Origin of the sequence: Halomonas sp. (genome assembly GCF_031581305.1) — a bacterium.
In the GTDB taxonomy this organism is placed as follows: Bacteria; Pseudomonadota; Gammaproteobacteria; order Pseudomonadales; family Halomonadaceae; genus Halomonas.
The window spans coordinates 1-12,215 of record NZ_JAVLBC010000096.1 but is presented as its reverse complement, the minus strand read 5'-3'; the positions used below and the strand labels follow the sequence as shown (position 1 = coordinate 12,215).

General features: G+C 65.9%; 12 protein-coding genes. 4 read left to right on the top strand and 8 right to left on the bottom strand.

Annotated elements, in window-relative coordinates; all coding sequences use genetic code 11:
• Nucleotides 1–477 (bottom strand): LysR family transcriptional regulator (locus RI841_RS09565; protein WP_310705372.1); only part of this gene is annotated, 477 nt, incomplete at its 3' end.
• A gap of 110 nt (nucleotides 478–587) precedes the next feature.
• Here RI841_RS09565 and RI841_RS09560 point away from each other — a divergent pair.
• Complete coding sequence (locus tag RI841_RS09560; protein WP_310705371.1) at nucleotides 588–1,847, top strand: MFS transporter; 1,260 nt, start codon at nucleotides 588–590, stop codon at nucleotides 1,845–1,847.
• On the opposite strand, the gene msrA is transcribed toward RI841_RS09560, so the two are convergent.
• The gene (gene msrA / locus RI841_RS09555; RefSeq protein WP_310705370.1) at nucleotides 1,769–2,401 is read right to left on the bottom strand and encodes a peptide-methionine (S)-S-oxide reductase MsrA; all 633 of its coding nucleotides are present in this window, start codon (nucleotides 2,399–2,401) and stop codon (nucleotides 1,769–1,771) included. The genes RI841_RS09560 and msrA overlap by 79 nt on opposite strands.
• A gap of 189 nt (nucleotides 2,402–2,590) precedes the next feature.
• Here msrA and RI841_RS09550 point away from each other — a divergent pair, with 189 nt between their 5' ends.
• Nucleotides 2,591–4,783, top strand: a complete 2,193-nt coding sequence (locus RI841_RS09550; RefSeq protein ID WP_310705369.1) for an FAD-dependent oxidoreductase — start codon at nucleotides 2,591–2,593, stop codon at nucleotides 4,781–4,783.
• Nucleotide 4,784: 1 nt separating this feature from the next.
• On the top strand, nucleotides 4,785–5,429 hold the full coding sequence (locus RI841_RS09545) for a CDP-alcohol phosphatidyltransferase family protein (RefSeq protein WP_310705368.1): 645 nt from the start codon (nucleotides 4,785–4,787) through the stop codon (nucleotides 5,427–5,429).
• 82 nt (nucleotides 5,430–5,511) lie between these two features.
• On the opposite strand, the gene RI841_RS09540 is transcribed toward RI841_RS09545, so the two are convergent.
• Nucleotides 5,512–5,994 (bottom strand): peptidylprolyl isomerase, encoded by a 483-nt coding sequence (locus RI841_RS09540; protein WP_310705367.1) that lies wholly within the window; start codon nucleotides 5,992–5,994, stop codon nucleotides 5,512–5,514.
• A gap of 235 nt (nucleotides 5,995–6,229) precedes the next feature.
• On the opposite strand from RI841_RS09540, the gene RI841_RS09535 reads away from it, so the two are divergent.
• The gene (locus RI841_RS09535; protein WP_310705366.1) at nucleotides 6,230–6,511 is read left to right on the top strand and encodes a hypothetical protein; all 282 of its coding nucleotides are present in this window, start codon (nucleotides 6,230–6,232) and stop codon (nucleotides 6,509–6,511) included.
• Nucleotides 6,512–6,624: 113 nt separating this feature from the next.
• On the opposite strand, the gene RI841_RS09530 is transcribed toward RI841_RS09535, so the two are convergent.
• The 5 genes from RI841_RS09530 to purB form a co-directional block, all read right to left on the bottom strand.
• The gene (locus RI841_RS09530; RefSeq protein WP_310705365.1) at nucleotides 6,625–7,092 is read right to left on the bottom strand and encodes a glycine zipper 2TM domain-containing protein; all 468 of its coding nucleotides are present in this window, start codon (nucleotides 7,090–7,092) and stop codon (nucleotides 6,625–6,627) included.
• A 215-nt stretch (nucleotides 7,093–7,307) separates the two neighbouring features.
• Nucleotides 7,308–8,906 (bottom strand): isocitrate lyase, encoded by a 1,599-nt coding sequence (locus RI841_RS09525; RefSeq protein ID WP_310705364.1) that lies wholly within the window; start codon nucleotides 8,904–8,906, stop codon nucleotides 7,308–7,310.
• A gap of 389 nt (nucleotides 8,907–9,295) precedes the next feature.
• Nucleotides 9,296–9,730 carry a GNAT family N-acetyltransferase gene (locus tag RI841_RS09520; RefSeq protein ID WP_310705363.1) on the bottom strand — a complete coding sequence of 145 codons (435 nt, stop codon included), beginning with the start codon at nucleotides 9,728–9,730 and terminating at the stop codon, nucleotides 9,296–9,298.
• A 47-nt stretch (nucleotides 9,731–9,777) separates the two neighbouring features.
• On the bottom strand, nucleotides 9,778–10,953 hold the full coding sequence (locus RI841_RS09515) for a cupin domain-containing protein (RefSeq protein ID WP_310705362.1): 1,176 nt from the start codon (nucleotides 10,951–10,953) through the stop codon (nucleotides 9,778–9,780).
• A 161-nt stretch (nucleotides 10,954–11,114) separates the two neighbouring features.
• Nucleotides 11,115–12,215 (bottom strand): adenylosuccinate lyase (purB, locus tag RI841_RS09510; RefSeq protein ID WP_310705361.1); only part of this gene is annotated, 1,101 nt, incomplete at its 5' end.

Below are 12,215 nucleotides of genomic sequence, written 5' to 3'. Positions count from 1 at the left end.
CAGGTGGCGACTGCCGTCGTCGTCGATCACCACCCCCAGGTCCAGCTCGCCGTCGGCAATCATCCGCTGCAGGCGGCGGGCGCCGGCCTCCACGACGGTCAGCCGGATGCCGGGATGGCGCGCCTTGAACCCCATCAGCAGTGGCGGAAAGTAGTAGGAGCCGAGCATCGAGGGGATGCCGATGCGCACCTCGCCCTTGACCAGGCCGTGCAGCTCGCGCATGGCCAGATGCGCGGTCTCGGCGCGCTCGAGCAGCGCCCGGGCGTGGGGGACGAAGGCCTCGCCCTCCGGGGTGAGGGCGATGCGTCGCTCGTGGCGGTGGAAGAGCGGGAGCTCCAGGCGCTTCTCGAGGCTGGCGATGGTCTGACTGACCGCCGACTGCGCCACGTGCAGCTTCCGGGCGGCGGCCGTGAAGCCGCCCTGGTCGGCCACGGCCAGGAAGACCTTGAGGGTACGCAGGTCGAAGGGAAGGCTCATCAACGTTCCAGGTCTTGAGTCATAAGAAAAACAGATGCTAATAATCTGGATATTCTGTTTGGCTTATCATTCTCGCCGAAGGATCATGGCCTGCCAAGACGGAGGACGCCATGATTGCCGCACATACCCGCGCCTGGTGGCGCGCGACCCTGGCCCTGTGCCTGGGCTCCTTTCTGGTCTTCATCAACCTCTACGTCCCTCAGCCGCTGCTGCCGGCGCTGCGCGAGACCTTCGAGGTCTCCACTCTGGGAATCAGCCTGGTGATGTCGGTCGCCACCATGGCGCTGGCCGCCTCGCTGCTGGTATTCGGCCCGCTCTCGGATGCCATCGGCCGGGGCGCCATCATGCGCTTGACCCTGCTGGCGGCCGGCCTGCTCTCGCTGGGGCTGGCATTCGCGCCGAACTTCGAGACGCTGTTGGCGATGCGTGCCCTGCAGGGCTTCGTGCTGGGCGGGCTGCCGGCGGTGGCGATCGCCTGGATGGGTGACGAGTTCGACCGGCCGGCCCTGCTCTCGGCGGTGGGGCTGTATATCGGCGCCAACTCCCTGGGCGGCATCAGTGGCCGGGTGGTGGGCGGTGCCGTGGCCGAGGTCGGCGGAGCATCGGCCAGCTTCCTGGTCGTCGGAGCCATGACGCTGGTCGGGCTGGGGCTGTTCTGGAAACTGCTGCCTGCCGCTCGTGCCTTCAGGCCGCGGCGTTTCGAGCTTCGCGGTGCCCTGGCCGACCTCGGGGGGCACCTGCGCAACCCGCTGCTGCTCGGCGCCTACCTGATCGGTGGACTCAACTTCCTGATCTTCATCAATCAGTACAGTTATATCACCTTCCGGTTGGCTGATGCCCCCTTTGGTCTGGGCACCCGGATGCTGGGGCTGATCTTCCTGACCTACCTGGGCGGCACCCTCGGTTCATCGCTCTCCGGACGGCTGGCCGCGCGCTGGTCGCAGCCGGCCTGCATGATGCTGGGGATCCTTATCCTGATCGGCGGCACGGCCGTGACCCTGGCCGGGTCGCTGTGGTGGATCATCGTCGGGCTGACCGTCAACGCCTTCGGGTTCTTCCTGGCCCACTCCATGGCCTCGAGCTGGGTCGGGCGCCGGGCCCGCTCGGCGCGGGGTAGCGCTTCGGCCCTCTACCTGGTGTTCTACTACAGCGGCGCCAGCCTGGGTGGATTCTGGCTGGAGCCGTTCTGGCGAGCCGCCGGCTGGCAGGGCGTGGCGCTGGCCTCCTGGCTGATGCTGGCGGTGACCCTGGGGCTGGCCGCCTGGCTGTGGCGGCGCGAACGCCGTGAGGATCAGGACGCCGTGCTGGCGCCGGCCTCCTCACCCCAGACCTCCTCGAGCCGCTCGTCGCGGCCGCAGGCCGACTTGTAGAAGCGATAGCGCACCGGATTCTCGAGGTAGTAGTCCTGGTGGTAGGTCTCGGCCGGGTAGAAGGCCTCGAAGTCGTTGATCTCGGTGGCGATGGGCGGGTCGAAGCGCTCGGCGATGGCGTCCCGGCTGGCCTCGGCCAGCGCGCGCTGGTCCGCGTCCATGGGAAAGAGGGCGCTGCGGTACGAGGCGCCCTTGTCGCAGAACTGGCGGTCTACGGCGAAGGGGTCGATGTTGCGCCAGAACACGTGCAGCAGGGTCTCGTAGTCGACCCGTTCGGGGTCGTAGTCGACCTTGACTACCTCGGCGTGGCCGGTGCCTCCGGCCACCACCTGATTGTAGCTCGGCGCCTCGACATGCCCGCCGCTGAAGCCGGATGTGGTGGCCAGTACACCGTCCACCTTGTCGTAGGCTTCTTCCATGCACCAGAAGCAGCCGCCGGCGAAGACGGCGCTGGCGGTCTTTTCCTCGGCGTGTACGGTTCCGGCGATGGCCAGCGCGGCCGGAAGGGCAAGTAGGGTTACGCGGCAAAAGGCAGGGAACGGTAATGCTCGCATCGTGTAGCTCCATGGGTCAGGGATGGTAGGTTGGAAAGACGTGATGTCATTGGGTTCCATCTCGGTCCGTTTCCTTTCAGTAGAGTGCAATTGTTTCGGCGTAAGTTACCTCCATCCACAACGACAGAGCGGCGTTCTCCTTCACCGCAGATGCGTTGACCTTCATCACTAGCCTAAGGGAGTAACCCCTTGACCCGACGACGCCTGATACTCGCGGCCGTGATCGCCCTGCTGGTCGCGGCCTACTTTCTCAGCGGGGCCGATCAGGTCCTGACCCTCGATAACCTGCAGGCCGAGCAGGCGCGCTTCCAGGCCTGGCTGGCCGCCGAACCACTGACCGTCGCCGGCGGTTTCTTCCTGGCCTACGTGGCCATCACCGCGGTCTCGCTGCCCGGGGCGACACTAATGACCCTGCTCGGGGGGGCGCTGTTCGGTTTCGGTTGGGGGCTACTGCTGATCTCGTTCGCCAGTGCCCTCGGGGCCACGCTGGCCGCGCTGATCGCCCGTACGCTGGCACGTGCCCCGTTGGAGCGGCGCTTCGCGCCGCAACTCGCCCGCATCAATGCCGGCATCGAGCGCGAGGGGGCCTTCTACCTTTTCACCCTGCGACTGATCCCGCTCTTTCCCTTCTTCGTCATCAACCTCGTGATGGGCCTGACCCGCATGCGGTTGCAGACCTTCTACTGGGTCAGCCAGGTCGGCATGTTGCCGGGCACGGCGGTATTCGTGAACGCGGGACGCGAGCTCGGCAATCTGGAATCGCTCTCCGGGGTCCTCTCCCCGGGGCTGATCGGCTCCTTCGTGCTGATTGGCCTCTTTCCCTGGTTGGCCCGTGCCCTGGTGGCCATCGGCAAGCGGCGCCAGCTGGCCCGTCGCTTCGATCGTCCGCGACACTTCGACCAGGACATCGTGGTGATCGGCGGCGGGTCGGCCGGGCTGGTCGCCAGCTATATCGCTTCGGCGGTGAAAGCCCGGGTGACGCTGGTGGAGCGCCATCGCCTGGGGGGTGACTGCCTCAACACCGGCTGCGTCCCCTCCAAGGCACTGATCCGGGCAGCGCGTGTCGCCAGCGAGATTCGCGAGGCCCCGCGTTACGGGGTCACCGCCGGGACGCCCGAGGTGGACTTTGCCGCCGTGATGGGCCATGTCCACCGCGCCATCCGCGAGGTGGAGCCTCACGACAGTCGCGAGCGCTACGAGGGGCTCGGCGTGGAGGTAATCGCCGGGGAGGCCATCCTCGAGGATCCCTGGCGGGTGCGTATCCGCGAGGCCTCAGGCGAGCGGGTGCTGACCACGCGCCATGTGATCATCGCCAGTGGGGCGCGACCGCGCGTGCCGCCGCTGCCCGGCCTGGAGGAGATCGAGGTGCTCACCTCCGACAACCTCTGGCGGCTCGAGAGCCTGCCCGAGCGCCTTGTGGTGCTGGGCGGGGGGCCCATCGGCTGCGAGCTGGGCCAGAGCTTCGCCCGGTTGGGCAGCCGGGTGTCGCTGGTGGAGATGGGCGGCCAGCTGCTGCCTCGGGAAGATCGGGAGGTGGCCAGCGAGGTCGAGGCCCGGTTGGGCGAGGAGGGCCTGGCGGTCCACCTTGCTACCCGGGCGCTGCGGGTGGTGGCCGAGGAGGGCCCTGGCCATGCCCTGGAGGTCGAACGGCGCGACGCCCACGGCGAGCCTGTGATCGAGCGGCTGCCCTTCTCGCACCTGTTGGTGGCGGTGGGGCGCCAGGCCAACGTCGAGGGGCTGGGGCTCGAGGCCCTCGGTGTCGAGATCCGGCCCGACGGTACCCTGGCCGTGGACGAGTCCTTGCAGAGCGTGCTGCCCAATGTCTGGGCCTGCGGCGACGTGGCGGGCCCCTACCAGCTGACCCATGCCAGCGCCCACCAGGCCTGGCATGCCACGGTGAATGCGCTGTTCGGCGAGCTCAAGCGGTTCCGGGTGAGCTATCGGGCCCTGCCGGTGGTCACCTTTACCGACCCCGAGGTGGCACGTGTCGGGTTCAACGAGCGAGAGGCCCTTGCGGCGGGCGTCGAGGTCGAGGTCACGCGCTACACCCTGAGCGAGCTGGATCGCGCCATCGCCGAGGACAGCACCCGTGGCTTCGTGAAGGTGCTGACGGTGCCCGGCCGTGACAGGATCCTCGGGGCCACCATCGTCGGCCAGGGGGCGGGGGAGATGCTCGCCGAGTTTACCCTGGCGATGACTCGCGGCATCGGACTCAACAAGTTGCTGGGGACCATCCATCCCTATCCGACCCGCAGCGAGGCGGTCAAGGCCACGGCCGGAGTCTGGAAGAATGCCCACAAGCCGGAACGCCTGTTGGGCTGGCTGGCGCGCTACTTCGCCTGGCGGCGGGGTAGCGACGGGGCCGATGAGGCAGAGAGATAGCATGCTCGATCCCTGGACCATGCCCCTCGTCCAGGGGCCGCTGTCGGTGCTGGCGCGCGGTCTGGTAGCGCTCAAGGTGCGTCCCGACCAGGTGACGGTCGCAGCCTTCCTGGTGGGGATGCTGGCCCTGCCGCTGCTGGCCCTCGGGTGCTACCTGCCGGCGCTGGTGGCCATCCTGCTCAATCGCCTGGGCGACGGGCTGGACGGTGCCCTGGCCAGGCTGACGGGGGAGGCCAGCGATGCCGGGGGCTTCCTCGACATCGGCCTGGATTTCGTCTTCTACGCGGCGGTAGTACTGGGCTTCGCCCTGGCCGCGCCGGCGGCCAATGCCCTGGCGGCGGCTTTCCTGCTGTTCGCCTTCATCGGCACCGGGACCTCCTTCCTGGCCTTCGCCATCATGGCCACGCGCCATGGCCTGGAACGGCCGCGATTCCAGAAGAAGGCCTTCTACTACCTGCACGGCCTGACCGAGGGCACGGAGACCGTGCTGGCCTTCGTGCTCTTCTGCCTGTTTCCCGGCCACTTTCCGCTGCTGGCGTGGGTCTTCGGCGCGGCCTGTCTGGTGACCACGGCCACCCGGCTATGGGGGGGACATCGCACCCTGCAGGCCTTCGAACAGGAGAGGCGAAAACTACTGCGCCCTTGAACGACGAAGGGGCAGCCCATGGCTGCCCCTTCGTGATCCCGGCCTTGCCTGTGTCGGTGGCCGGTGCGGTCGATAAGCGCTATTAGTGCTCTTCGCCGCCCTCGCCGTGCACGTGGCCGTGCTCGATTTCTTCCTCGCTGGCCTCACGAACCTCGGCGATCTCCACGTCGAAGTTCAGAGACTGGCCGGCGAGCGGATGGTTGCCGTCCACGGTGACGGTGTCGCCATCGACCTGGGTCACGGTGACCATCAGCGGGCCGCCCTGGGTCTGGGCCTGGAACTGCATGCCCGGCTCGACGTTGTCGACACCCTGGAAGGCGTCACGCGGCACTTCCTGCACGAGCTGAGCCTGGACCTCGCCATAGCCTTCTTCGGGGGAAACCTGGGCCTGGAGCTTGTCGCCGGTGGTGCGACCTTCCAGCTGCTTCTCGAGACCCGGAATGATGTTGCCGGCGCCGTGGAGATAGGTCAGCGGCTCGCGGCCTTCCGAGCTGTCCAGCACTTCACCTGCATCGTTGGTCAGGGTGTAGTGGAACGCGACAACGGAATTCTGCGCAATCTGCATTGATGAACCTTTCGGTGAGTGCATGTAGCGCGACATGGTAACGCGGTAGTCAAGCAGCTGTCAGGGGCATGGAGGAAATTCAGGATGTGAGGGCCGAGCCTGAGCCCCATTCACGCCTTTCCGTGCCGGTGGGGCGGGGGACCTTTGGACGGTTGCGTGGCCTACCGGGCGGGGATACCCTTGCCATGGTCCGATTTTCCGACTTTCTTCGATTGATCCCTCCATGGAGAGTGCCATGACCTTGACCCTGATCTGGCTGATCGCCTTCGCCGTGCTCCTGTTTCTGTTCCTCAAGCGCTGGGACGCCTCTGTCAGTGGCATTCTCGACAAGCTGCTGCCTGCTGTGCTGCGCAGCGAGGATGATCGCTGGGTTTGGTGTCCGGCCCTGGCGGTGCTGGGCGCCACCTTCATCGTGCGCCCCGTGGATATGCTGTTTACTCTGATCGTGATTGGCCTGGTGGCACTGATCGGCACCAAGCTGGCCGGCTGGGCCATGAACAAGGTCGATCTGCACTGAGGAAATCCTCCGGTCATCCTGCATCACGACCGGAACGAGGAAGGCCCGCGGAGCGCTTCGCGGGCCTTCCTTATTGATGACCGCTCATGCGGCCGAGGCGGTCAGTATCGCCATCAGTAAGGAGCCACGCTGACGCTGCTGCCGCTGCCGATCAGGCGGACACGCTGGCCGACCTGGAAGTTCTGGTCCGCCTTCTGCACCACGACCACGTTCTGGCCATTGTCTTGACGGATCTCTATTTCCCAGGCGGTGATGCGGTTGGTCGCTTCCTCGATCTTGGTGCCGGCCACGGTGCCGCCGATCACCCCGGCCACGGTGGCCAGCTGGCGTCCAGTTCCGCCACCCACCTGGCTGCCGAGGATGCCACCGATTACGGCGCCGCCGCCCGAGCCGAGCAGGCCTCCGACCCGGCTATCGGCCTGGATCTGCACCTGGCGCAGAGCCGTGATGGTGCCGAAGGTCACGGTCTGGGCCGACTTGGCCTGGTTGCCGCTGTAGACGTTGCCCGAATAGGGGGCGGTGTTGGCGCATCCGGCGAGGGTCAGGATGCCGATGGCCAGAATGGGAAGAAGGCGTTTCATGCAGGATCTCCTTGATGTCCGTGGTGAACACTTGGTCCCTGGTTGGTGACCAAAGGTTAATGGACAGTGTTCTTTAACAAGTTTACCCATTGCGCACTCGCTTGACCAGCGCGCCGGACTCCCTAGCAAGTGTAGCGTCGCCTTGCAGTCAACAATATGAAAAAAGGGAGGCCATTCGGCCTCCCCAAGGGTTTCAGTCGTTACTACCAGCGGCCTTAGCCGAACTGGTTCATGGTGTTGTCCGTGCCGCCGGCCTTGAGTGCCGCCTCGCCGTGGAAGAACTCCTTGTGGTCGTCACCGATGTTGGAGCCGGCCATGTCCTGGTGCTTGACGGTGGCGATGCCCTCGCGGATCTCCTTGCGCTGCACCCCGGCCACATAGGCCAGCATGCCCTCGTCGCCGAAGTAGCCCTTGGCCAGGTTGTCGGTGGAGAGGGCCGCGGTGTGGTAGGTCGGCAGGGTAATCAGGTGGTGGAAGATGCCGGCCTCGCGGGCGGCGTCGCGCTGGAAGTTCCGGGTCCACTCGTCGGCCACGGCGGCCAGTTCGCTGTCATCGTACTTGGCGTTCATCAAGTCGTCGCGGTCATAGGCGGAGACGTCCTTGCCTTCCTGCTTCCAGGCATCGAACACCTGCTGGCGGAAGTTCAGGGTCCAATTGAAGGACGGCGAGTTGTTGTAGACCAGCTTGGCGTCCGGGCACACCTCACGAATACGGTTGACCATGCCGGCGATCTGGCCGACGTGAGGCTTCTCGGTCTCGATCCACAGCAGATCGGCACCGTTCTGCAGGCTGGTGATGCAGTCCAGCACCACCCGGTCCTCACCGGTGTCCGGCTTGAACTCGTAGAGGCCGGAGGCGAGACGCTTGGGCTTGACCAGCTTGCCGTTCTGCTTGATCACCACGTCGCCGTTGTTGATGTCCTCGGCCTTTTCGATCGCGTCGCCGTCAAGGAAACTGTTGTACTGGTCACCCAGGTCGCCCGGCTCGTTGGTCACGGCGATCTTCTGGGTCAGGCCGGCGCCCAGCGAGTCGGTCCGGGCGACGATCACGCCGTCCTCCACGCCGAGTTCCAGGAAGGCGTAGCGCACGGCATTGATCTTGGCGATGAAGTCCTCGTGGGGCACCGTGACCTTGCCGGCCTGGTGGCCACACTGCTTCTCGTCGGAGACCTGGTTCTCGATCTGGATGCAGCAGGCGCCGGCCTCGATCATCTTCTTGGACAGCAGGTAGGTCGCCTCGGCGTTGCCGAAACCGGCATCGATGTCGGCGATGATCGGCACGATGTGGGTCTCGTGGTTGTCGATCTTGGCGATCAGCTCGTCGGCCTTGGCACTGTCACCGGCCTTCTTTGCCTCGTCCAGGTCGCGGAAGAGGTGGTTGAGCTCCCAGGCGTCGGCCTGGCGCAGGAAGGTGTAGAGCTCCTCGATCAGGCTCGGCACGGTGGTCTTCTCGTGCATGGACTGGTCGGGCAGGGGGCCGAATTCGGAGCGCAGGGCGGCGACCATCCAGCCGGAGAGGTAGAGGTAGGAGCGCTTGGTGGTGCCGAAGTGCTTCTTGATGGACAGCATCTTCTGCTGGCCAATGAAGCCGTGCCAGCAGCCCAGCGACTGGGTGTACTGGGAGGTGTCGGCATCATAGGCTGCCATATCCTTGCGCATGATCTTGGCGGTATAACGGGCGATATCCAGGCCGGTCTGGAAACGGTTCTGGAGGCGCATGCGGGCGGCATGTTCGGGGTTGATGTTGTCCCACTTGCCCTGCTGGGCTTCGCGCAGTTGAGCCAGAGCCTTGAGTTCGTCTTTGAATGTCGTCATGGGGCCATCCTTCGGGTCAGGAGTGGAATCTCGTGATCGCGATGTCGGGAAAAACCGGTGTCGCGGCCGCTGGAATCGCCTGCTGCACCATTCGGCAATGCCTTATGCTGCATCTGCGAAGTGCTGTCAGGTTCGACCAGATGCCGGGGCTTGTCTCTACGGCATTGGTCGAACCCCGGGAAGGGCGTGCCAGCTGATGTGCCTGACCCCTTCGGTCCGTTGGCAAACAGCTGTTTTACCCTCGCCATGGCAGCCACTATGGCCCCTGAGGACGGGCTTCAACAATTGACACTTGGGGGGAGAGGTCGTTGTAACTCGACTACAGGACGGTGCTTTGATGGACGTTTCCTGTAGTCGGGTTTCCGCAGAGAAAGCGGGATAATCGTGCCTCAATCGACGATGTCAAGGCGCATATTGCGGTGCGGAATCCCGGCATCGAGGAACTCGTCTCCGAAGGCCATGAACCCCAGATGTTCGTAGAATGCCAGGGCGTGGGTCTGGGCGGCGAGCTCCACGGTGGCATGGCCGTCGCGGCGGGCGGCCTCGACGGCGGCCCGCATCAGGGCGGCACCGATCCCCAGGCCGCGGGTCTGGGCGAGCACGGCGACCCGGCCGATATGGGCATCGGGCAGCAGCCGGGCAGTGCCCAGTGGGAGGTTGTCGTGCAGGGCCAGGAAGTGGCGGCACTCGGGGTCGCGGCCATCCCACTCTTCCTCCTGCGGCACTCGCTGCTCCTCGATAAAGACGATCCGGCGAATCTCGGTAGCCTCGGTACCCAGTTCATCCCAGCTTCCCTCGCGTATCGTCAGCGCTCGTTCTTGCAACGTGTGTCTCCTGGCAAGTCTCAGATTTTCTTGCTCCTTGCTCCTTGCTATTCCTCGAACTCGTCGGCCCAGGCCAGACTGCCGATATCGAGCAGGCGGGCGAGCAGCGCGGCGGCGCCGGGCAGGGCCAGCGCCTCGGCGTCCAGCGGGGCGTCGGAGGCCACATGCCGGGCCAGGGTCAGGGCACAGTTCAGCCCGTCGCCATCAGCGAAGAGGGTCGCGCGGTCGTCGTCCAGGGCTCGCCAGGCGAAGCGCGAGCCGGGGCTGCGTAACAGTTCCTCGCCCTCCTGCAGGGCGGCGACAAGCGCCTTGATCTCGGTCGGGGTCTCGGTGGGGACCAGTTGGTCGACGTACTTGGGCTGGGTCATCACGCGGCCGAACCACTGGGCCAGCTGGGCCGGGTCGTCAAGGGTCTCGAGGATCAGTCGGCGCATGCGGGCCACGGCGGCATCGTCGAGCTCGGCGGGGTCCTGGGGTGGCGCCATGCCGGCGTCGGCGTAGCGCCGTGAGGCCGGGAGCTGCTCGCCCAGGTAGTCAGCGTAGGAGGTGATGGCCTCGTCCGCCGAGGGCGCCCGGAAGCCCACCGAGAGGGTCAGGCAGTCATCGGACTGGCTGACGCCATGGTGGGCCCAGGCGGGCGGCAGGTAGAGCATGTCGCCGGGCTCCAGGACCCAGTCGTCGCCGTCGGCGACCTCGAAGCGCTCGAGGATGCGCAGGTCGATGCCCTGGAGGATCGGCGCCTCGTCGGACACCTGGCCGCCCAGTTGCCAGCGGCGGGTGCCGCGACCCTGGAGCAGGAAGACGTCGTACTGGTCGACGTGGGGGCCGACGCTGCCCCCCGGGGGGGCATAGCTGATCATGACGTCGTCGAGCCGCCAGCGGGGCAGGAAGTCGAAGGCCTCAAGCAGCTCGGCCACCTCGGGCACGTAGTGGTCCACGGCCTGCACCAGCAGGGTCCAGTCCCGCTCGGAAAGCCGGGCGAAGGTGGTCTCGTCGAAAGGGCCGTGGCTGACCTGCCAGGGGCCCTCGGCGCCATGCTCCTCCACCAGACGGGCCTCGACGCCCTCTTCGCAAGCGAGCCCCGCCAGCTCGTCCGGGTCCAGTGGGCACTGAAAGTCTGGGAAGGCGCCGCGGATCAGCAGTGGTTTCTGCTGCCAGACGTCGCGCAGGAACTCGGCGGCGGTCAGGCCTCCCAGCATGGGCAGCGGGGCATCGGATGGCATAGGGCTACCTGGACGTTGAGGCTTTCAAAAGCGTTGGGGAGATAGCCGTAAGCTATAAGCTGTCAGCCATAAGATAACCACCCCATTGACAGGCGGTGGCGATATTCTGCCCTTACGGCTTACGGCTTACGGCTTACGGCTTACGGCTTACGGCTTACGGCTTAAAGCTTGCGAGCTTGCTCGCTGGCGTTGCCGATATAGGTCGCCGGGGTCAGCGCCTTCAGTTCTTCCTTTACGGATTCTGGAAGCTGCAAGGTGTCGATAAAGGCGGCGAAGCCGGTCTGGTCGATGCGCTTGCCGCGGGTCAGCTCCTTGAGCTTCTCATAGGGCTTCTCGATGCCATAGCGGCGCATCACCGTCTGGATCGGTTCGGCGAGCACCTCCCAGCTGCCGTCGAGGTCCTCGGCGATGCGCGCCGGATTGGCCTCGAGCTTGCCGATGCCCTTGAGCGAGGCCTGGTAGGCGATCAGGCCGTAAGCCAGGCCGACGCCCAGGTTGCGCAGCACCGTGGAGTCGGTGAGGTCGCGCTGCCAGCGGGAGATCGGCAGTTTCTGGGCCAGGTGGCCGAGCACCGCGTTGGCGAGCCCCAGGTTCCCCTCGGAATTCTCGAAGTCGATGGGGTTGACCTTGTGGGGCATGGTCGAGGAGCCGATCTCGCCTTCGACGGTCCTCTGCTTGAAGTAGCCCAGCGAGATGTAGCCCCAGACGTCACGATCGAAGTCGATGAGGATGGTGTTGAAGCGGCACACGGCATCGAACAGCTCGGCGATGTAGTCGTGGGGCTCGATCTGGGTGGTGTAGGGGTTGAAGGTCAGCCCCAGCCCCTCGACGAAGGTCCGGGCATTGGTCTCCCAGTCCACCTCCGGGTAGGTGGCGAGATGCGCATTGTAGTTGCCTACCGCGCCGTTGATCTTGCCCAGTATCTCGACGCGCTCGATCTGCGCCAGCTGACGGCGCAGGCGATAGGCGACGTTGGCCATCTCCTTGCCCAGGGTGGTGGGGCTCGCCGTCTGGCCGTGGGTGCGCGAGAGCATCGGCTGGGCGGCGTGCTCGTGGGCAAGTCGGGCGACCTCGTCGGCCACCCGGTGCATCACTGGGAGCAAGGCGCGGAGGCCATCGGTCAGCATCACGCCGTGGGAGAGGTTGTTGATGTCCTCGCTGGTGCAGGCGAAGTGCACGAACTCGGTGACCGCATGCAGCTCCGGCTGGCGGGCGATTTTCTCCTTGATGAAGTATTCCACCGCCTTGACGTCGTGGTTGGT